At 74.0% G+C, this 19292-nt stretch carries 16 protein-coding genes and 2 pseudogenes; 13 read left to right on the top strand and 5 right to left on the bottom strand.

Translation table 11 applies throughout. The annotated features are described in order from the left end of the window. Positions 1-114 precede the first annotated feature (114 nt). Complete coding sequence (locus CMS_RS06415; RefSeq protein ID WP_041464478.1) at positions 115-1830, bottom strand: AMP-binding protein; 1716 nt, start codon at positions 1828-1830, stop codon at positions 115-117. A gap of 124 nt (positions 1831-1954) precedes the next feature. Here CMS_RS06415 and CMS_RS06410 point away from each other — a divergent pair, with 124 nt between their 5' ends. Continuing rightward, positions 1955-2791 carry an alpha/beta fold hydrolase gene (locus CMS_RS06410; protein WP_012298681.1) on the top strand — a complete coding sequence of 279 codons (837 nt, stop codon included), beginning with the start codon at positions 1955-1957 and terminating at the stop codon, positions 2789-2791. Between the two features lie 58 nt (positions 2792-2849). Here CMS_RS06410 and CMS_RS06405 read toward each other — a convergent pair whose 3' ends face one another. Beyond that, positions 2850-3197 (bottom strand): LysR family transcriptional regulator, encoded by a 348-nt coding sequence (locus CMS_RS06405; protein ID WP_012298680.1) that lies wholly within the window; start codon positions 3195-3197, stop codon positions 2850-2852. Between the two features lie 125 nt (positions 3198-3322). On the opposite strand from CMS_RS06405, the gene CMS_RS06400 reads away from it, so the two are divergent. From CMS_RS06400 to CMS_RS06360, 9 genes and pseudogenes are all read left to right on the top strand, one after another. Further along, positions 3323-3943, top strand: coding sequence for a (deoxy)nucleoside triphosphate pyrophosphohydrolase (locus CMS_RS06400; RefSeq protein WP_012298679.1), 621 nt, complete (start codon positions 3323-3325; stop codon positions 3941-3943). A gap of 51 nt (positions 3944-3994) precedes the next feature. Beyond that, positions 3995-4654 carry a hypothetical protein gene (locus tag CMS_RS06395; RefSeq protein WP_012298678.1) on the top strand — a complete coding sequence of 220 codons (660 nt, stop codon included), beginning with the start codon at positions 3995-3997 and terminating at the stop codon, positions 4652-4654. 613 nt (positions 4655-5267) lie between these two features. Continuing rightward, the gene (locus CMS_RS18145; RefSeq protein ID WP_256890528.1) at positions 5268-5399 is read left to right on the top strand and encodes a hypothetical protein; all 132 of its coding nucleotides are present in this window, start codon (positions 5268-5270) and stop codon (positions 5397-5399) included. An 8-nt stretch (positions 5400-5407) separates the two neighbouring features. Continuing rightward, positions 5408-5866 carry a poly(ethylene terephthalate) hydrolase family protein gene (locus CMS_RS17825; RefSeq protein ID WP_223842745.1) on the top strand — a complete coding sequence of 153 codons (459 nt, stop codon included), beginning with the start codon at positions 5408-5410 and terminating at the stop codon, positions 5864-5866. Positions 5867-6112: 246 nt separating this feature from the next. Beyond that, positions 6113-7549, top strand: a complete 1437-nt coding sequence (locus CMS_RS06380) for a threonine/serine exporter family protein (RefSeq protein ID WP_223842744.1) — start codon at positions 6113-6115, stop codon at positions 7547-7549. A gap of 53 nt (positions 7550-7602) precedes the next feature. Further along, positions 7603-8279: pseudogene (locus CMS_RS06375) on the top strand (response regulator transcription factor). Next, entirely contained in the window at positions 8272-9603 is a 1332-nt protein-coding gene (locus CMS_RS06370) for a sensor histidine kinase (RefSeq protein ID WP_012298676.1), read from the top strand. Before CMS_RS06375 ends, CMS_RS06370 begins: the two are co-directional and overlap by 8 nt. A 76-nt stretch (positions 9604-9679) precedes the next feature. Beyond that, positions 9680-10297: a PepSY domain-containing protein gene (locus tag CMS_RS06365; protein WP_012298675.1), complete on the top strand. Its 618-nt coding sequence runs from the start codon at positions 9680-9682 to the stop codon at positions 10295-10297. Between the two features lie 121 nt (positions 10298-10418). Then, positions 10419-11639, top strand: a pseudogene (locus CMS_RS06360) (amidohydrolase); the annotation flags it as partial. A 338-nt stretch (positions 11640-11977) separates the two neighbouring features. On the opposite strand, the gene CMS_RS06355 reads toward CMS_RS06360, so the two are convergent. Continuing rightward, positions 11978-12451, bottom strand: coding sequence for a DoxX family protein (locus CMS_RS06355; RefSeq protein WP_012298674.1), 474 nt, complete (start codon positions 12449-12451; stop codon positions 11978-11980). A gap of 141 nt (positions 12452-12592) precedes the next feature. Here CMS_RS06355 and CMS_RS06350 point away from each other — a divergent pair, with 141 nt between their 5' ends. Next, a complete protein-coding gene (locus CMS_RS06350) occupies positions 12593-13594 on the top strand; it encodes a trypsin-like serine peptidase (protein WP_041464476.1) in 1002 nt (333 codons plus the stop codon). 256 nt (positions 13595-13850) lie between these two features. Here CMS_RS06350 and CMS_RS06345 read toward each other — a convergent pair whose 3' ends face one another. Both CMS_RS06345 and CMS_RS06340 read right to left on the bottom strand, forming a co-directional pair. Further along, positions 13851-15089 (bottom strand): acyl-CoA dehydrogenase family protein, encoded by a 1239-nt coding sequence (locus CMS_RS06345; RefSeq protein WP_012298672.1) that lies wholly within the window; start codon positions 15087-15089, stop codon positions 13851-13853. Beyond that, a complete protein-coding gene (locus CMS_RS06340; protein WP_012298671.1) occupies positions 15086-16456 on the bottom strand; it encodes an LLM class flavin-dependent oxidoreductase in 1371 nt (456 codons plus the stop codon). Before CMS_RS06340 ends, CMS_RS06345 begins: the two co-directional genes overlap by 4 nt. 209 nt (positions 16457-16665) lie before the next feature. Between CMS_RS06340 and CMS_RS06335 the strand changes: the two genes are divergently transcribed. Both CMS_RS06335 and CMS_RS16190 read left to right on the top strand, forming a co-directional pair. Beyond that, positions 16666-18120 carry an MFS transporter gene (locus tag CMS_RS06335; RefSeq protein ID WP_041464475.1) on the top strand — a complete coding sequence of 485 codons (1455 nt, stop codon included), beginning with the start codon at positions 16666-16668 and terminating at the stop codon, positions 18118-18120. Between the two features lie 135 nt (positions 18121-18255). Then, positions 18256-19284: a trypsin-like serine peptidase gene (locus tag CMS_RS16190; protein WP_012298669.1), complete on the top strand. Its 1029-nt coding sequence runs from the start codon at positions 18256-18258 to the stop codon at positions 19282-19284. Positions 19285-19292 lie beyond the last annotated feature (8 nt).

Below are 19292 nucleotides of genomic sequence, written 5' to 3'. Positions count from 1 at the left end.
CCGCGGCTCGAGGGCGGGCGGGGAGGCGAGGGGCATGACGGGATGCTACCGGCCGCCGGGCGCCGCTCCCGTCACCGCCCGACGGCCGGCCGGAGACGCGCCGCCGACGCGCGGTCAGCGCGCCCGCAGCCCCGGGAACTGGTCGTCGCGCCACTCGCCGTCGAGCCGCTCGCCGGCGTCGGATGCGGCCACCTCGCGCTGCCGCAGCTCGACCCGGCGGATCTTCCCCGACGCGGTCTTCGGCAGCTCGCCGAACTCCACGCGGCGCACGCGCATGAACGCCGGGCACCGCTCGCGCGCGTGCTTCAGCACGGCGAGCGCGGTCGCCTCGTCGGGCTCCCACCCGGCGGCGAGGTGCACGTAGGCCTTCGCGACGTTGAGCCGCACGGGATCCGGCGCGCCCACCACCGCCGCCTCCGCGACCGCCGGGTGCTCGATGAGGACGCTCTCGACCTCGAACGGCGAGATCTTGTAGTCGGAGGACTTGAAGATGTCGTCGGTGCGGCCGATGAAGGTGATGGTGCCGTCGGCGTCGCGTCGGGCGACGTCGCCCGTGTGGAAGTACCCGTCCCGCATCGACTCGGCCGTGCGGGCGTCGTCGCCGAGGTAGCCGGCCATGAGGTTCACGGGCCGCGTGGCGAGGTCGAGGCAGATCTCGCCCTCGTCGGCGGGCTCGCCTGTGACGGGATCCACGAGCACGACGTCGACGCCCGGCAGCGCCGTGCCCATGGAGCCGGGGACCACGGCGTCGCCGGGCGCGTTCGCGACGATGGCGGTGGTCTCGGTCTGCCCGTAGCCGTCGCGGATGGTGAGCCCCCACCACTCCTCGATGCGCGCGATGACCTCGGGGTTGAGCGGCTCGCCCGCGGACATGATCTCCCGCAGCTGCCCGGGCCGCTCGCGGATCCCCGCCTGGATGAGCATGCGCCACACAGTCGGCGGCGCGCAGAACGTCGTCACCTCGGCACGGTCCAGCTGCTCCACGAGCGCGTGCGCGTCGAAGCGCGCGTAGTCGTGCACGAAGACGGTGGCCTCCGCGATCCACGGCGCGAAGAAGCAGCTCCACGCGTGCTTGCCCCAGCCGGGCGAGCTGATCGCGAGGTGCACGTCGCCCGGCTGCAGCCCGAGCCAGTACGCGGTCGTGAGGTGCCCGACCGGATACGAGACGTGCGTGTGCACGACCATCTTCGGCTTGCTCGTGGTGCCGGAGGTGAAGTAGACGAGCGCGGGATCCGTGGACGCGACCGCGACGCCCACCCGGTCGGCGGGCGCGTCGTCAGCGTCGCGGTAGTCGGCCCAGCCGTCGGGCACGGACGTGTCGCCCGTGGCGCCGATCGCGATGCGCGCGTACTCCCCCGGCACGTCGTCGAACACGGCGGTGTGCGCGAGGTCGGCGATGACGTGGCGCACGCCCGCGCGCAGGACGCGGTCCGTGAGGTCGGCGGACCCGAGCACGGTCGAGGTCGGCAGGATCACGGCGCCCGCCTTCATGATCGCGAGCATCGTCTCCCACAGCTCCACCCGGTTGCCGAGCATGAGCATGACGTGGTCGCCCTTCCGGACGCCGCGGGCGACGAGCCACGTCGCGACGCGGTCGGAGCGCGTCGCCATCTCGTCGAAGGTGAGGCGGCGCTCGGACCCGTCGCCCGCCACGACGTGCAGCGCCACCCGGTCGTTCCCGCGCGCGATGCCATCGAACCAGTCGACCGCCCAGTTGAAGGACTCGCCCACGTCGGGCCAGCGGAAGCGCTCGACCGCGGATGTCCGGTCGGTGCGCATCTCCTGAAGGAGGTCACGGGCGGCACGGTAGGAGGAGTTGGCTCGGGGCATGGGTCCATCCTGCCGCCCGCGCCCGCGTGCCGGCGGCGGGTGATCCCCGGACCGCACCGCACCGCGCACGACTCCGAAGCAAATATGTAGTGCACGAACTCATCACTGAGGGAAGGACGACCGCATGACCGAGATCACCGCCCACCACGGGCTCCTGAAGGACACCAACCTGCACGTCGACGACACCGGGGGCACGGGACGCCCCGTGGTCCTCATCCACGGCTGGCCGCTGTCGGGCGAGTCCTGGAGCAAGCAGGTGCCCGCGTTCGAGGCCGCCGGCTACCGCGTCATCACGTACGACCGCCGCGGCTTCGGCCGGAGCGACAAGCCGCTCACCGGCTACGACTACGACACCTTCGCGTCCGACCTCGACGCGGTGCTCACCGCGCTCGACCTCGTCGACGTCACGCTCGTCGGCTTCTCGATGGGCGGCGGCGAGATCGCCCGCTACATCGGGACCCGTGGCGAGGCGCGCCTGCACAGCGTCGTCTTCGCCTCCGCGGTGCCGCCGTACCTGGAGAAGACCGACGACAACTCGGACGGCCCGCTCACGAAGGACGCCGCCGCCGAGATGACGGCCGGCCTCACCAAGGACGAGGACTCCTTCTACGACGAGTTCACGACCGGCTTCTACTCCGCGAACGGCGTGCTCAAGGTCACCGAGGCCGAGCGCCAGGAGGCCATCGCGCTCGCGCACCAGTCGAAGAAGCACGCGGCGCTCGCGTCGATGGCCGCGTTCGCGACCACGGACTTCCGCGACGACCTCACCAAGGTCACCGTGCCGACGCTCGTCATCCACGGCGACAGCGACGCGACCGTGCCGTTCGAGGGATCCGGCGCGCGCACGCACCAGGCCATCGCCGGCTCCGAGCTGCACGTCGTGAAGGACGCCCCGCACGGCGTCACGGTCAGCCACCCCGAGGAGTGGAACCAGGCCGTGCTGGAGTTCCTCGAGAAGTAGGACGCACCACCCGTCGCAGGGGCGCTGATCCGGTCGGGTCAGCGCCCCTGCGCGCGCTTCAGCGCCCCTGCGTGCGCTTGTACGGCTTGGGCTGGCCCTTGACCACGGGCGCGCGACCCTGGCCCTTGGAGGCCTTGGCCTTCCCGCCGGCCGGCGGCTTCGGCGCCTCGGGCGGGGTCGACGGCTTCGCGAGCTCCTCGAGCGCCTCCTCGTAGGCGAGGCGGCCGGTCTTCGTCAGGCGCGTCTCCGTGCTCTGCGGATCGAAGACGGACCTGCCGTAGTGCTCCTCGATCGCGCGGATGGATGAGGCGAGCTTCGCGCGCGAGATGCCGAGCTGATCCGCCGCCTTCGGCAGGTGCAGCACCTCGGCCGCGACCACGAAGTGGCGCTGGTGGCTGATCTTCACGGGTGGTGCCTCTCGTCGCGGCGGATGCCGGATGTCCCACGGTACAGGCCGGGTCCGGCCCGCCCGGGCGCGGTCGGACGGGCCGGTAGCGTCGAGGCGGCTGGCGACGCCGACGGGAGGCACGGATGGCGGGACTCGAGGTCGTGGCGGCGGTGCTGATCCGCGACGGGCGGGCGCTCGCCTGCCGCCGCGCGGCGCACAAGGAGGGCGCGGGCACGTGGGAGTTCCCGGGCGGCAAGGTCGAGCCGGGCGAGACGCCCGAGGCGGCGCTCGCGCGGGAGATCCGCGAGGAGCTCGGCGTCGAGGTGACGGTCGGCGCGCTCGTCGACCGCTCCGAGGTGCCCGTGGGCGAGCGCGTCGTCGACCTCGCCTGCTACCGGGCGGATCCCGTCGGCCCGCTCCCCACCGCGAGCACCGACCACGACGAGCTGCGCTGGGTGGCGCTCGCGGATCTCGGCGACCTCGCCTGGTCGGCGCCGGACCTACCCGCGGTGCGCCGCTTGGTGCTCGAGGCCCGGCACCCGGACGCCGACTGGGTCATCGACATGGGCGCGCGGCCGCCCGTCGCGGATCCCGAGCACGATGTCCACGTCGCCCGGCTCGCGGGGGCGTCGGACCGTCTGGCCGCGTCCGCCGCCGCGCTCGGGGACGCGGTGCGCGCGGCGCACGCCGCGGGGCTCGACGAGCACCGCATCGCGGTCGCGGCCCGCCTTTCGCTCGCGCACGTGCGGGAGCTGCTCGACTGAGGCGTCGCCTGCGCTTGACCTCAAGTTCGCTTGAGGTGCTGGGATCGGCGCATGATCATCCGCGCCGTGACCCTGCCCGCCCGCGACACCGCCGAGGTCGCCGACGCCTACCGGGCGCTCGGCTTCCCGGTGCGCATCACCGACGACGCCGTCGAGGTGGAGATCGGCCCGTCGCGACTCCGCTTCGTGCACGACCCCGCTTACAGCGGCGCGCACCACCTGGCGTTCACGATCCCGACGGGCACCTTCGCGGCCGCCCGGGCGTGGCTCGGCGAGCGCGCGGAGGTCATCGCGCCCGACGGCTGCGACGAGTTCGCGGGGCCCGGCACCTGGGACTCACGCTCGGTCTACTTCCGCGGGCCCGACGCGCAGGGGCTGGAGCTGATCGAACGCCGCGCCCTCGCCCCGGACGGCCTGCCGACGGGTCGGTTCCGGGCGTCCGACATCGTCGCGGTGAGCGAGGTCGGCGTCGTCGTCGACGACGTGCCCGCCGCGGTCGGGCTTCTAGAGGAGGCCGGGCTGCACCCCTACGGCGGCTTCGCGACAGACGGGTTCGCCGCGGTCGGCGACGTCGACGGCCTCGTGATCCTCGTGGCACGCGACCGCATGTGGGTCCCGGAGGGCACGCAGGCAGCGGCCGACGTGCCGGTGGTCGTCGACGCCGGGCTCGGGCCCGACGTCGTGCTCGGCCCGGGCAAGCGGATCCTCTGACGCCGCACGACGACCGCGGCGGCGACGCCCACGTGACGTGACGCCTCGTCCGGCGGCGTGCGCCGCGGACGTCCCCGACCCCGTCGACCGGCTCCTGCCCGACGAGCTGATCCGTCCGCTCGTCCCGCGCGGCGTCGCGCGCGCGGGCGGCGTCGCGCGCACGGGATCTGTGGCGTCCCGCGCGCGGATCATCCCCGGGCGGCGCGGCTGGGGAGGACGGCACAGGGGCCGGGGTCGCGCGCTCCTGATGTGCTGACGAACCTCCGTATGCGGCGACCGCCGCGGGCTCCCGCCCTTCGACCAAGGGGACGCCCATGCCCGTCATACCCTCCGCGCTCCGCTCGCATCCTGCGGTCGTCGCCGCGCTCGCCCTCGTCGCCACCCTCGCGATCGCCACCGCCGCCCAGGCCGCCCCCGCCCACCACGCGGCGCCCGCCCACGCCGCGGCCCACCACCACGCGCCCTTCGCGGTGCGCACCACGGTCGTCCCGAAGACGGCCATCACGGCATTCGGCGGCGGCGTCATCTCCACGCCGCAGGATGCGGGCGAGCCCGTCCTCGGCGCCGTCGTCATCACCCCGGCTTCACGGACACGAACGCCGACGAGAAGGAGATGGCCGAGCTCGTCGCCTCGCAGGGCTTCGTCGCGTTCGCCATCGACACGCTGGACACGGGCGACTTCCCGAGCAGCGCGTTACCGAGATCCTCGCCGCGGCGGATCACCTCACCGGCCAGAGCGCGGTGAGGTCGTAGGTGTCCGCGAACGACGTCGGTCTCATCGGCTACTCGTTCGGCGGAGGCGGCACGACGCAGGCCGCCCAGTCGCGCCCGTCGATCACGGCCGCGATCGGGCTCATGCCCTTCGACTTCCCGCCCGCGACGGCCCCGAACACGACGACCCCGACGCACCCGAGGCTGACGACACCGACCCTGGTCATCACCGGCCAGAAGGACGACGTCGCCATCCCGAAGGACTTCGGCAAGCCCGCGTACGACTCCATCCCGGCGGGCACGCCGAAGCAGTACCTGGAGCTGAAGGGCCTCGGCCACGCCGCGGGCGAGCACGTGCCGGTCGCCACGATCCGCAACGCGGTCACGGCGTTCCTCAAGCGCTACCTCGACGGGAACAGCGCCTACGCGAAGTACATCTGCCCGGCCCCGAAGGTCGGCGGTCCCATCAGCGCGTCGACCAGCTCCTGCCCCAAGGGCTGATCCACCCCGCTCGCCCCGCGCGGCGTCCGACCCCCGGTCGGGCGCCGCGCGCGCATGTCCCCCGACCCGGCACCTAGGGTGGGGACGAACCACCATCCGCCCCCGCTCGACGCGGGCCGGCCACCGAACGGAGCGCTGATCGCGCTGAGCACCACCCCGCCGCCCGGCGACCCGCGGCGCCCCCGCCGGGATCCCGGAGCCGCGCGTCCGCCGCGCCAGCGCCGCCGCCGCGTCAACCCGCAGGAGATGCGCGACGTCCGCGCCCGCCTCCGCGCCACCATCTACGAGGGCACCGAGCCCGCGCACGGCCGCCTCGGCGACCTCTACTCCCCGCGCCAGATCGTCGACTTCTGCCTCGACCTCGGCGAGGTGATGCTCGCCTCCGGCGCCGACGTGCGGGCGGTCGAGATCGCGATCGTCGCCGTGAGCACGAAGTGGAACCTCGCGCCGCTGGAGCTCGACATCACGGGCACGGCCATCACCATCCAGTACGCACCGCTCGAGGGCCCGCCGCTCGTGAAGCTGCGCGTCGTCACGGCCGAGGGCAGCGACCTGCACCGGCTCTCGCTCGTGTACCAGATCGTCGACGAGCTGCTCCACGACGACCGCGACATGACGAGCGCGGTCGAGGGCCTCGTCGAGGTGCTGAAGTCGCCGCCCCGCTGGCCGTCGTGGATCACGGACGCCGCCATGGGCCTGTTCGGCGTCTCCGTCTCGCTGCAGGCGGGCGGTTCCCTCCCGGGCGCCGTCGGGGCGTTCCTGCTGATGATCGGCGCCATGGTGCTCGGCCGGCAGCTCTCCCGCCGCGGCATCCCGCCGTTCTTCGTGGTCGCCGTGCAGTCCGCGATCGTCGCGGCCGTCGGCACGCTCGCGATCTGGTCGGGCGTCATGCCCGCGGGGAGCGCCGCGGCGATGGTCGCGGCCGTGGTGGTGCTGATCCTCCCCCACGTCACCATCGTCACCTGGGCCCAGGACGCCATCTCGGGCTTCCGGGCCATGGCGCTGTCGCGGGCCATGATCATCGTGCTCATCGTCGCGGGCATCGCCGTCGGCATCCCGGGCGGCCTCGCGCTCACGGCCGGCGTCGACATCGAGGTGGATCCCACCGACATCACGCTGCGGGCGCTCCCCCTCTGGATGCTCCTCATCACCACGTTCTTCGCGGCCGGCGCCACCGGTATCACGCAGGGCGCCAACGCGCGCGTGATGCCCGTCGCGATCGGCATGGCGCTCGTCGGCACGGTGTCGCTCTGGATCCTCAAGGCGGCCGGCATCCCGCTGCTCGCGGCGACATTCCTGGTGGCGACGCTGCTCGGCGCGCTCGGGACGGTGGTCGCGGCGCGCGTCCGGGTGTCGGCCACGGCGATAGCGGTGCCCGCCTTCTGCGGATCCCTGCTGCCGTCGCTCGCGGTCGCCTCGGCGCTGCTCAACTCGATGGCCGGCACGTCCGGGGCGACGGGCGCGTTCGTCGGGGCGATGGCGACGACCCTCGCGATCGGCGCGGGCCTCGTGCTCGGCAGCCTGCTCGCGACGCCGCAGGCGCGTCGCCACCTGCGCCGCCGGGCGAAGCGCGTGGTCGTGCAGTCGGTGCGGCTCGACACGACGCCGATCGGCATCATCCGCGACCCGTCGCTCGTCGATCCTCCCGCGCGGCCGGCGGGCGGCGGCGTCGACCTCGGCTGAGGCCCGACCGCCCCCGTGCCCCGTCGGCCCGACGCGTCTGGCACGGTGGTCGGATGAGGATCCTCGTGGTGGACGACGAGCGGCGGCTGGCCGACGGGATCCGCCGCGGGCTGCAGGCCGAGGGATTCGCGGTCGACGTGGCGCACGACGGCGTCGACGGGCTGTGGTGGGCGCGCGAGAACCGCTACGACGCGATCCTCCTCGACCTCATGCTGCCCGGCATGAGCGGCTGGGCCGTCTGCCGAGCGCTTCGCGAGGAGGGGATCTGGACGCCCGTGCTCATCCTCACCGCCAAGGACGGCGACTGGGACGAGGTCGAGGCGCTCGAGGCGGGCGCGGACGACTTCGTCACCAAGCCGTTCGCGTTCCCCGTGCTGGTCGCCGGATCCGCGCGCTCGTGCGTCGCGGAGCGCCCGCCCGACCGGTGGCGCACCGCATCGGCGACCTCGTCGTCGACCCCGGCCCCCGCCGCGCCACCCGCGCCGGCCAGGAGATCGACCTGACGAGCCGCGAGTTCGCGGTCCTGGAGTTCCTCGCGCGGAACGCCGGGCGCGTCGTGTCCAAGCGCGAGGTGGTCGCGAACGTCTGGGATGACAACTTCGAGGGCGACCCGTCCATCGTCGAGGTGTACGTGGCGCATCTGCGCCGGAAGCTCGACCGGCCGTACGGCACCTCGACCATCGAGACGGTGCGCGGCGCGGGGTACCGTCTGGGCGGATCCGATGTGTGAGCCGAGCCGGCGACGCCGCTCGCTCCGTGTCCGGGCGACGACCGCGGTCGCCCTCATCGCGCTCGTGCTCGGGGCGCTCGGCGCGGTCGCGTTCGCGGTGGTGCTCCGCGGATCCCTCGAGGACGGCGTCCGCGAGGCCGCCGGGCGCACGCTCGAGACGGTCGCCGACGCGGTCGCCGCGGGTGGTCCGCAGGCGGTGACGGACCTCGGTGACGATGACCTCGTGCAGGTGCTCGACGGCGACGGCCGCGTCATCGCGCACGGCGAGGACGCCGACGGCCCGCCCCTGCACGTCGACGACCGGGCCGACGACGTCGTCGTCGACGGGGAGCGGCGGCTCGTGGTCGCGGGCGAGGTCGAGGACGCGGGCGGCGTGACCGTCGTCGTCGCGGCATCCCTCGAGGAGGCCGACGAGGCGGTCGCGGCGGTCGTGCGGCTGCTCCTCGTGGCCGTGCCCGTCGTCGTCGCGCTCATGGCGCTGCTGGCGTGGGTCGTCGTGGGCCGGGCGCTGCGGCCGGTGGAGCGGATCCGCCGCGACGCCGAGGCCATCGGCTCCGCGGCGGGCGACGCGCGCATCGACGAGCCCGGGACGGGTGACGAGGTCGACCGGCTCGCGCGCACGCTCAACGGCATGCTCGCCCGGCTCGAGGCGTCCCGCACGGCACAGCGGCGCTTCGTCTCCGACGCGTCGCACGAGCTCCGCTCCCCGCTCGCGACCGTGCGGCAGCATGCCGAGCTCGCCCGCATGTACCCCGACCGGACGAGCCTCGCCGAGCTCGCCGACGTGGTGCTCGCCGAGGGCGGGCGGCAGCAGGACCTCGTCGACGCGCTCCTCGTTCTCAGCCGCCTCGACGACGGTGCGGCGCTCGACCGCCGCCCCGTCGACCTCGACGACGTCGCGCTGGAGGAGGTCGCGCGGCTGCGCGGGCGGGCGGACGTGCGGGTCGACGGAGCGGGGATCACCGCCTGTCGCGTCTCCGGCGACGCCCGGCTCCTCGCGCTCGCCGTCCGGAACCTCGTGGAGAACGCCGCCCGGCACGCGGCGACGACGGTGACCGTGTCCACGACGGCGGGCCACGGCGGTGTCGTGCTCACGGTCGACGACGACGGGTGCGGGATCCCCGCGGGCGAACGCGAGCGCGTGCTCGACCGCTTCGTGCGCCTCGACGAGGGGCGCGACCGCGACTCGGGAGGATCCGGGCTCGGCCTCGCCATCGTGCGCGAGGTCGCGGAGGCGCACGGCGGATCCGCGACCGTGGATGCGGCACCGGGCGGCGGCGCCCGCGTCGCGCTGCGCCTGCCGGCGGAGCAGTCCGCGGAGTGACGTCCGCGCGGTCGACGCCCGCTCGGCCGAAGCGCGCTTAGGGTCCGGTTAAGGTGCCGCCCGGCATCGTGGGCGCATGACCACGCACACCGCATCGACCACCGTCCGCCGCGCCGCCCTGGTGCTCGCCCTGCCGCTGATCGGCGGCCTCGCCCTGGCCGGATGCTCCCAGCCGGGCACCGCGCCCGCGTCCGCCCCGGGCGCCGGATCCTCCTCTGCGTCCGCCGCGCCGTCCACCGGATCCGACGCCGACCCGGCTCCCGCCGACGGCGCCCTCGCCGCCGCGGTCGACACCGCGATCGCCGCCGTCCCCGGCAGCGCGCTCGTCTCCGTCGACCAGGAGGCCGGCGGCACCTCGTGGGAGGTCGTCGTCGCCGAGCCCGACGGCCGCGAGCACGAGGTGCACACGGGTGCCGACGGATCCGCGGTCACGGCGGGCCCGGTCGCCGACGCGGACGACGCCGACGACCTCGCCGACACCGCGGCGCTCCTGCAGGGCGCGCGCATCGGCCACGCGGACGCCGCCTCCGCCTTGACGGGCGCCGTCGCGGGCACCCTCACCGAGCTCGGCCTCGACGCGGACGGCGGCCGGATCCTGTGGGAGGGCGACGTCGTGGACGCCTCGGGCGTCACCCACTCCGTGCGCGTCGACGCGGCCTCGGGCGACGTCGTCAGCCAGGACGTCGAGGACTGACGCCGGGAGGTGCGACGGACCGCCCCCGGCCGCGGGCGGCTCCGGGTCGGCGGAGGGCCGGGCATAGCCTGGATCCACCTGTCCCCACGAGGGACGCCACCCACACCCGAGGAGGATCCCCATGGACGTGCACCCCGGTGTCACCCTGCTGGACGACGACGTGCGGGACGCGCACGAGCTCTTCCGCTCGCTGCACGCGCACCCCGAGCTCTCGATGCAGGAGCACGCGACCGCCGCCGCGATCGAGGCGTACATGGAGGCGATCGGCGCCGAGACGTTCCGATCGGGCGGCACCGGCGTGGTCGGGATCCTCCGCAACGGCGACGGCCCCGTGGTCGCGTTCCGCGCCGACACCGACGGCCTCCCCATCCTCGAGGAGACCGGCCTCGCGCACGCCAGCCGCGACACGGGCATCGACCCGTCCGGGAAGGAGGTGCCGACGATGCACGGCTGCGGCCACGACTTCCACGTCGCCGCCGCGCTCACCACCGCCCAGGCGCTCGCCGCGAACCGCGCCGCGTGGGCCGGCACCATCGTCTTCCTCTTCCAGCCCGGCGAGGAGACCGGCTAGGGCGCCCGCGCCATGCTCGCCGACGGCCTCTGGAACCGCGCGCCGCGCCCCGAGGTGATCCTCGGCCAGCACGTCTTCCCGCTCCCCGTCGGCATGGTCGCGACCCGCGAGGGAGCGTTCATGAGCATGAGCGACTCGTGGCGCGTCACCGTGAAGGGCCGCGGCGCGCACGGCTCGCAGCCGCAGAACTCCATCGACCCGATCGTCGCGGCCAGCGCCATCGTGCTGCGGCTGCAGACCGTGGTCGCGCGCGAGCTGGATCCGCAGGCCGCCGCGGTCGTCACCGTCGGCACGTTCCAGGCGGGCACGAAGGAGAACATCATCCCCGAGCACGCGGTGCTGGGCCTCAGCATCCGGACCTTCGACCCGGCCGTGCGGGAGCGCGTGCTGGTGTCGGTGCGGCGGATCATCCTGGCCGAGGCCGCCGCGAGCGGGGCGCCGGAGCCCGTGATCGAGGAGATCGTCTCCTTCCCGCTGAACCGCAACGACCCGGAGGCGACGCGCGGGATCGTGGCGGCGCTCACCGCGCAGCTCGGCGAGGACATGGTCAAGGAGTCGCCGCCCATCATGGGCAGCGAGGACTTCGGGATCCTCGGCGAGGCGATCGGCGTGCCGACCGTCTACTGGGCGTTCGGCGGCGTCGAGGCGTCGGCGTTCGGCGGCGAGACCCCGCCGCCCGGCAACCACACGCCGCAGTTCGCGCCCACCATGGAGGGCACGATCGAGACGGGCGTGAAGGCCGCGACGGCCGCCCTCCTCTCGCGGGTCGGCGTGGCACGCGCGGAGGTTCGATTCACGCGCACACGGAGAGGGCATTGCATGTCGGATGCGCTCATCGCCGGGGCCGTCGTCGCCCCGCTCGCCATCGTCCACGTCGCGCTCATCGTGACGGCGCTCGTGCAGGTCGTCCGCGACCGCGCGCTCGCGGGTCTCGCTCGTGACCTCTGGGTCGTGGCCGTCGTGGTCTTCCCGGTGCTCGGCGCGATCGCCTGGTTCGGCGTCGGGCACCGCACGTCCGGCGCGCAGCGCGCCGTCGACCACCTGCGGCTCAGCTTGTAGGCACGTGACGCCGCTCCCGTCGGAGCCCCGCGCCCGCCGCCCGACCCCGGTCAGCGGCGGGCGCGCCTGTTCCGCCATGCCGACCAGGCGCCCGTCGCCCACAGCGCCCAGAGCACGAGGAGCGGCTGGAAGACGAGGCGGATCGCGCGGGCCGCGTCGGTCTCCAGGCCGAACGCGGGCGTGCGCGTGACGAGCTGCGAGATGTTGCCGGGGAAGATCGCGACGAAGAAGGCGGCGACCACGAGGCCGACCCAGACGCGCCAGCGGCCGAGGAGCACGAGCGACAGGCCGAGCACGATCTCCACCACGCCCGATGCGAGGACCACGAAGTCAGGATCCATCGGCAGCCACGTCGGCACCTGCGCCTGGAACGACTCGCGCGCGACCGTCAGGTGCCCGGTGCCGGCCATGATCAGCACGAGCCCGAGCAGGATCCGCCCGAGCGTGCGCGGGATCGAGCTGCGTCCGCCGTCCGGGGCGATGCGCGGGTCGGCGGTCGGGAGGGACGCGGGGCGCGAGGTCATGCGTCCAGTCTGACGCGCCGCGCATGTGCGTCGGCCGCCCAGCCGGTTGTTCGGCGTCCGCGCGCGGAGGCGGCGTCGACGGCTACCGTCGGTGCCTCGGCCGCCGGCCAGGTGGCCGCTCCCCCAACGGAAAGACCGTCCATGACGCACGCGTCCCGCACCGCCGCACGGATCCTCGCCCGCACGCTCCTCCGCCGCCCGGCCCTCGCCGTGGTCGCCGGGGCCGCGGGCCTGATCGCCCTCGTCGCCGTCTCGCCCACGTCGTCCGCCACCGCCGACGACGCCGTGCCCGCCCCCTCGACCGTCACGCGATCCGCCGCCGAGGCGGCGGACGCCGTCGCCTTCTGGACGCCTGAGCGGCTCGAGGGTGCGGGATCCCCCGAGCTCACGCGCGTGACCGGCACCCCGACCTCGCCGGACGACACCCCGTCCGCGGACGAGCTCACCACCTCCGCCGCCCGCGACCAGCGCCGCGCCCAGCCCGTCATCCCGGTGGCGCAGCAGGTCGACCCCGTCTCCCACATCGGCATCGTCGCGTACGTCGTCGACGGCAAGGAGTTCAGCTGCACGGGCAACGCCGTCGAGTCCGAGAACGGCCTCACCGTCGCGACCGCCGGCCACTGCGCCTTCCCCGGCAAGGACCCGTCGAAGATGGTGTTCGTGCCCGGGTACATGAAGGGCCAGCCGTACACGGTGTGGCCGGTCACCTCGGTGACGCTCGCGGCGGGCTGGCGCGAGACGCTGGATCCGTCGCGCGACACCGCCTTCCTCACGGTCGGCAGCCCCGACGGACGCACCCTCACCGAGGCCGTCGGCGCCTCCCCGGTGGAGTTCCACCAGAAGCTGACGCACTACACGACGATCATCGGGTACCCGGCCAGCGGCCGCTTCACCGGCGATGCGCCGTTCCTCTGCAGTGGCATCGCCCGCGCCACGCACCTCGAGGGGCAGAGCGGCCAGGAGCTCGACTGCGACATGAAGGAGGGCGCGTCCGGCGCCCCCCTGTTCGACGGATCCGGCCCGGGCGCGCGTCAGTACAGCGTGCTGTCCGGCGGGCTGGAGGAGAAGCCGCTCGTGGTCGCGCCCGTGTGGGACCGCGTCATCGAGGCCGCGTACCGCACGGCCCAGTCCCGCGTCGGCTGATCCCCGTCGGCCGATCGAGGCCGGGTCGCGTGCGCCCTCCACCGACGGCGCCCGTGACCCGGCCTCGGTGCCGTCCTGCCCGGAGTCGGCTACGACGCGCGCACGTCGCGCGCAGATCGCACGCAGGTCGCGCCCGCCGTCTTCCTCGTGGGCTCGGGATCCACGTCCGTCACCGGTCAGACCACCGCGGTCGACGGCGGCTCCTCCGTGCACCGACCGCTGGTCCCGCGCTCCGCGTTTCCGCGCAGGCGAGCCGTCACCGCGGGAACGCCGTCGCGCCCACCTTCTCGTACGCGGCCCACGCGTCGACAGGACCGCGGCCGGCGACCGCGTACTCGCCGATGGCGCGGGCCTTGTAGATCGCCGGGTTGTGGCTCGCGACGACGCGGGCGTTCCGCCAGTGCCGGTCCAGCGCGCGCACGCGGAACGTGGCGGATGCTCCCCCGACCTCGAACAGCAGGGTCGCGGCGGCCGGCACCTCATCGACCGCGAGCACCTGCGCCTGGTAGACGGCGTTCTCGGCGGCGTCGAGCGTCGGACGGTCGAGGGCGTCGCCGGGTGGGGCCGTCGCGACCGCGTCGTCCAGCCGGGCGGCCGCGGCCAGCGTGGTGGCGCGCACGGCGAACGCGCTCGCCGAGATCCGCCCGACGACATCGAGCACCTGCGGGTCGTCCCGCGGGAGCGCGGCGGTGGCGTGGATGTAGGTGCGCGTGCGGCTCCGCACATAGCCGACGGCGTCGCGCTCGACCTCCTCGGCGATTCCCGCCAGCACCGCCACGCGGTACAGCTGGTAGAAGGCCTGGATGTGGCTCAGCGGTGCCTCGCGGTACGCGGTGACGGTCGCCGGATCCACCTCGACGCCCGCGAACGTCGTCGTGCCGCTCGCCGTGAGGGTCTGGCCGAACGCGTCCCAGTCGTCGACCGCGGTGACGCCCGGCGCGTCGGTGGGGATCGCGAGCGTCACGCGCTCGACGCCGTCGGCGGCCTCGCGTCCCGCGGCGAGGTAGATCCAGTCGGAGTAGAGCGTGCCGGTGGAGTAGTACTTGGTGCCGTCGAGGATCCAGCGGCCGTCGCGCTCCTGGAGCGTCGTGGAGATGTCGGCGAGCGTGTTCCCGGTCTGCTCGCTCGTGGCGTTGCCGACGATCGCGCCGGTTGCGATCCGGCGGATCCACTCGTCGCGCGCGGGCCCGGGCGGCCGGCGCAGCACCAGCTCCACGTAGCCGAAGTGGCCGCGCAGCAGGTGCCCGACGTTCGCGTCGGCGGCCGACAGCTCGACCACCAGCTCGACGAGCTGGGCCAGCGATGCGCCGCGCCCGCCGTCCGCGACGGGCAGGCGGATCGCCCCGAACCTGGCCCCACGGAGGAGCGCCACGGCGTCGTGGGCGAGCTCCCGGTCGCGCTCGCGGGCGACGGCGCCGTCGCGGATCCGGTCGAACAGCGGGAGGAACTCGGCGCGCAGGTCCGCGGTGGACGCGCCCGTCGCGGCCCCCGTCACGAGAACGCGCCCCGGTACGCCGCCGCCGGGTGCGACTCCGGCAGCCGGTCGCGCCCGGTGAGCTTGTGCCGCAGCGTCCCCGGCTCGTACTCCTTCTGCTGCAGCCCGCGCTCCTGGAGCACGGGCGTGACGTGGTCGACGAAGTCCTCGTAGCTGCCGGGCAGGGTCCAGTTGATGACGTTGATCCCGTCGACGCCCGCCTCCTGCCAGCCCGCGAGCACGTCGGCGATCTGCTCGGGCGTGCCCACGACGCGGCCGCGGAGCTTCGCGGAGAGGCGGGCGAGGTCGGCGATGGTCGGCTCGCGGTCGGGCGACGCCTCGCGCAGCCAGTTCAGGTGGCTCTGCCCGGCCTGGGTCTCGACCTGCGAGAGCGGAGTCGCCGGATCCAGCTGCTCGCCCGTCTTCGGGTCGAAGCCGAGGTTGGAGTGCAGGAGGAAGCCGTCGGCCGAGAGGTACTCGTCGATCTCGGCCTCGTTGCGCTTCGCCTCCTCCTCCGTGCTCCCGGTGATGAAGGAGAGCCCGAGCCAGAAGGAGAGGTCGTCGGCCCGCCGGCCCGCGTCCACGGCGAGCGCCCGAGTGTCCTCGATGAGGGCGCGGGTCTTCTCCGGGGTCGACGACAGGATGAACTGCGCCTCCGCGTTCCGGGCGGCGAAGCGGCGGCCGACGGGCGAGGATCCGGCCTGGAACAGCACCGGCGTGCGCTGCGGCGACGGCGACGACAGGTGCGGCCCGGCGACCTTGTAGCGCGGACCCTCGTGGTCGATGCGGTGGATCCTCGACGCATCCGAGAACACGCCCCGCTCCTTGTCGCGCTGGAGGGCGTCGTCGTCCCACGACCCCTCCCACAGCTTGTAGACCACGTCGAGGTACTCGTCGGCCCAGGCGTACCGGGCGTCGTGGTCCTCGAGTCCGTCGTGCCCGAAGTTGCGGGCGGCGCCGTCGAGCGCGCTCGTCACGACGTTCCAGGCGATGCGCCCCTTCGTGATGTGGTCGAGCGTCGAGACCTTGCGCGCGAAGTCGAACGGGTGCGCCTGCAGCACCGAGCTCGTGAACGCGAAGCCGAGGTGCTCGGTGCTCACGGCGAGCGCGGAGATGAGTACGGACGGGTCGTTGCTCGGGAACTGGAGGCCCTCGCGCGCGTTGACGTCGTAGGCGCCGTCGCCCGGACCGTAGAGGCCCACCACGTCCGCGAAGAACATGGCGTCGAAGCGGCCGCGCTCGAGCGTCTTGGCGAGATCCACCCAGAGCTGCACGTCGTCGAACTCGTGCTGGCGCGCGGACGGGTGCCGCCACAGGCCGTGCTGGATGTGGCTGGCCGTGTTCATCACGAAGGCGGCGAAGCGGAGCGGGGGCCAGGCGTCGGGCATGGGGATCCTCTCGTCGGACCTTAACCATTCCACTCGCTTTCCCAGGCGCCGGAATCCGGGACGGCGCGTGTGACGCGGGATTACCGGGGCGCGTTACGCGGCGTGACCGCGGCTCTTCCCCGACCGGGGGATCACGGGACACGGTGGGCGGCACCCGGGCGGATCCCCGCTCGCTCCCCCTGCACCGCAGCCGCACCGCTGGAGACCCCATGACCACCGCACCGCCCGCCGCATCCGCCGCACCGATCGCCGCTCCCGACGCCCCCGAGGCCCCCGCCGACGTCTCCCGCCGCCGCCGCCGCGTCCTCACCGCGTCGTTCATCGGCACCACCGTCGAGTACTACGACTTCTACCTCTACGCCACGGCGTCCGCGCTCGTGTTCGGCAGCCAGTTCTTCCCCAACCAGACGCCCGCGGTCGCCCTGCTGTCGTCGTTCGCCGCGTACGGGGTCGGGTTCCTCGCCAGGCCCATCGGCGGGATCGTCGCCGGGCACCTCGGCGACCGCATCGGCCGCAAGCGCTTGCTCGTCTACTCGCTCGTGCTCATGGGGATCGCGTCGACCCTCATCGGCGTCCTGCCGACCTACGCGACCATCGGCCTCGCGAGCGTCGTCGGCCTCGTGCTCCTGCGGCTCGTGCAGGGCATCGCGGCGGGCGCCGAGTGGGGCGGATCCGCGCTGCTCTCCGTCGAGCACGCCCCCGCCCACCGCCGGGGCCTCTTCGGCGCGTTCACGCAGATGGGTTCCGCGGGCGGCATGCTCCTCGCGACCGCCGTCTTCGCCGCGACGCGCTTCACGCTCGGCGAGGAGCAGTTCCTCGCCTGGGGCTGGCGCCTGCCGTTCCTCCTCAGCGCCGTGCTCGTGGGCGTCGGCCTCGTGATCCGCCTGCGCGTGGAGGACGCCGCCGAGTTCACGGAGATCACGGCGGCCGGCGATGTCGAGCGCTTCCCGCTCGGCGTCGTGCTCCGCAGGCACCCGCACGCCGTGCTCATCACCGCGGGCCTCCGCCTCGTGCAGCCCGCGCTCTACTCGATCCTCACCGTCTACACGCTCTCCTACCTCAGCGAGAAGCGCGGTGACTCGGGCAGCGCGCTCACGGCGGTGCTCATCGTGTCGGCGCTGAGCGTGCTGACCACTCCCCTCTGGGGCTGGATCTCCGACCGCGTCGGCCGCCGCCGCCTCACCATCGCGAGCACGGCCGGCATCGGGATCCTCATCTGGCCGTTCTTCGCGTTCCTCGACTCCGGCCCGCTGCTGCTCCTGCCGCTCGTCTTCGCGCTCGGCATGAACGTCTTCCACGACTCCATCTACGGGCCGCAGGCCGCGTGGTTCGCGGAGCAGTTCCCGACCGGCGTCCGTTACAGCGGCGTCTCGCTCGGCTATCAGGTCGGCAGCATCTTCTCCGTCGGCCTCACGCCGCTGCTCGCGGTGCTGTTCCTGCAGTGGGGCGGCGGATCCCCGTGGATCCTCTGCGCCTACATCGGGCTGTACGCGGTGCTGACGATCGCGGCGGCGCTCGCGGCGAAGGACCCGGCACGGGAGGCGATCGCGGCCCGACGGGCGGCGGCGGCGGACGACGAGCGGGACGCCGTGCACCCGGCGGTCGCGGTGGCCGGTGCCGCGGGGGCGGGCGGCCGGGAGCGCGAGCGCGCGACCGTCCGGTAGGGCAGCGCGGGGCCTCTGCGGCGACGTCGGGCAGATGCACGGCCTCTGTGCAGTCGACAGCCCGCCGGATGCGAGGTCGCTCTACCGTGACGCGCCACGGCACTCGCCTTCGACCCGCATCTCGAAAGGAACGTCATGCCATCCCTCGTCCCCGCTCCACGACCCGGTCGCCTCCGCATTTCCGCCCTCGCCCTCGCCGGGGCCGCAGCGCTGTTCTCGGGCGCCGCCCCCGCCGCGCTGGCGGCGACCGCCCCCGCGGACACGCGCTCATCCACCTCGGAGATCGTCCGCGCGCCGGTCACTCTCCCGGAGACGGGCTCTCCCGATGCGACGGCCCGGGCTCGCGCCCACTGGACGCCGGAGCGCATGGCCGCTGCATCCCTGGCGTCCGCCGCCGCCGACGACGACGCGGTGCCGACGTCCTCCGGCCCGTCGAGCCGACCGGCTGCCCAGCCCCTCGCCGCGTCGGCCGCCACCGCCGCACCGCCCATCTCGATCGCGCAGCGCGTCACGCCCGTGTCGCACATCGGCAGGATCTTCTACACGCTGAACGGCCAGGACTACGCGTGCAGCGCCAACGTCGTGAAGGCGGCGAACCGCTCCACCGTGGCCACCGCCGCGCACTGCATGACGGCGAAGGGTGCCTTCGCCACCGACGCCGTCTTCGTCCCCGGCTACCACGACGGCGACCACGACGGCGACTACGGCACCTGGCCCGTCGTGGGAGGCGTCGTCGCCGGCGGCTACACGGAGGACAACGACGACCTGGGCGACGACGCGGGCTTCGAGGTCGTCGCGCTCGACGCGGACGGGCGCAACATCCAGAGCGTCGTCGGGGCCTCACCCGTCCTCTTCGACCAGCCCCTCGTCAAGGAGGGGACCGTGTACGGCTACCCGGCCGCGCGCCGCTTCGACGGCGAGTCCCTGCAACGCTGCCGCGGCGTGTTCCAGAGGGAGTCGGCCGACCAGATCAACCTCCCGTGCGACATGAACGAGGGCGTCTCCGGCGGGCCGATCTTCGCGGGCGACGATGCGAACGGCGCCCAGTACGCGGACGAGGACGCGCGCTACGACGACTACTCGCACATCCTCGGGCCGATCTGGCAGGCCAACGAGCACACGGCGTACGACGGCGCCGCGCGCATCCAGCCCGCTGAGGGGTAGATCCGCCG

Source organism: Clavibacter sepedonicus (genome assembly GCF_000069225.1).
Taxonomy (GTDB): domain Bacteria; phylum Actinomycetota; class Actinomycetes; order Actinomycetales; family Microbacteriaceae; genus Clavibacter; species Clavibacter sepedonicus.
This window is presented reverse-complemented; position numbering and strand designations above follow the sequence as displayed.

Coding starts and splice junctions, on each gene's coding strand:
- CMS_RS06365 (WP_012298675.1), top strand. CDS start 9,680: ATGACCACGCACACCGCATCGACCACCGTCCGCCGCGCCGCCCTGGTG.
- CMS_RS06395 (WP_012298678.1), top strand. CDS start 3,995: ATGATCATCCGCGCCGTGACCCTGCCCGCCCGCGACACCGCCGAGGTC.
- CMS_RS06400 (WP_012298679.1), top strand. CDS start 3,323: ATGGCGGGACTCGAGGTCGTGGCGGCGGTGCTGATCCGCGACGGGCGG.
- CMS_RS06335 (WP_041464475.1), top strand. CDS start 16,666: ATGACCACCGCACCGCCCGCCGCATCCGCCGCACCGATCGCCGCTCCC.
- CMS_RS06355 (WP_012298674.1), bottom strand. CDS start 12,451: ATGACCTCGCGCCCCGCGTCCCTCCCGACCGCCGACCCGCGCATCGCC.
- CMS_RS06380 (WP_223842744.1), top strand. CDS start 6,113: ATGCGCGACGTCCGCGCCCGCCTCCGCGCCACCATCTACGAGGGCACC.
- CMS_RS06370 (WP_012298676.1), top strand. CDS start 8,272: ATGTGTGAGCCGAGCCGGCGACGCCGCTCGCTCCGTGTCCGGGCGACG.
- CMS_RS16190 (WP_012298669.1), top strand. CDS start 18,256: ATGCCATCCCTCGTCCCCGCTCCACGACCCGGTCGCCTCCGCATTTCC.
- CMS_RS06415 (WP_041464478.1), bottom strand. CDS start 1,830: ATGCCCCGAGCCAACTCCTCCTACCGTGCCGCCCGTGACCTCCTTCAG.
- CMS_RS06350 (WP_041464476.1), top strand. CDS start 12,593: ATGACGCACGCGTCCCGCACCGCCGCACGGATCCTCGCCCGCACGCTC.
- CMS_RS18145 (WP_256890528.1), top strand. CDS start 5,268: ATGGCCGAGCTCGTCGCCTCGCAGGGCTTCGTCGCGTTCGCCATCGAC.
- CMS_RS06410 (WP_012298681.1), top strand. CDS start 1,955: ATGACCGAGATCACCGCCCACCACGGGCTCCTGAAGGACACCAACCTG.
- CMS_RS06340 (WP_012298671.1), bottom strand. CDS start 16,456: ATGCCCGACGCCTGGCCCCCGCTCCGCTTCGCCGCCTTCGTGATGAAC.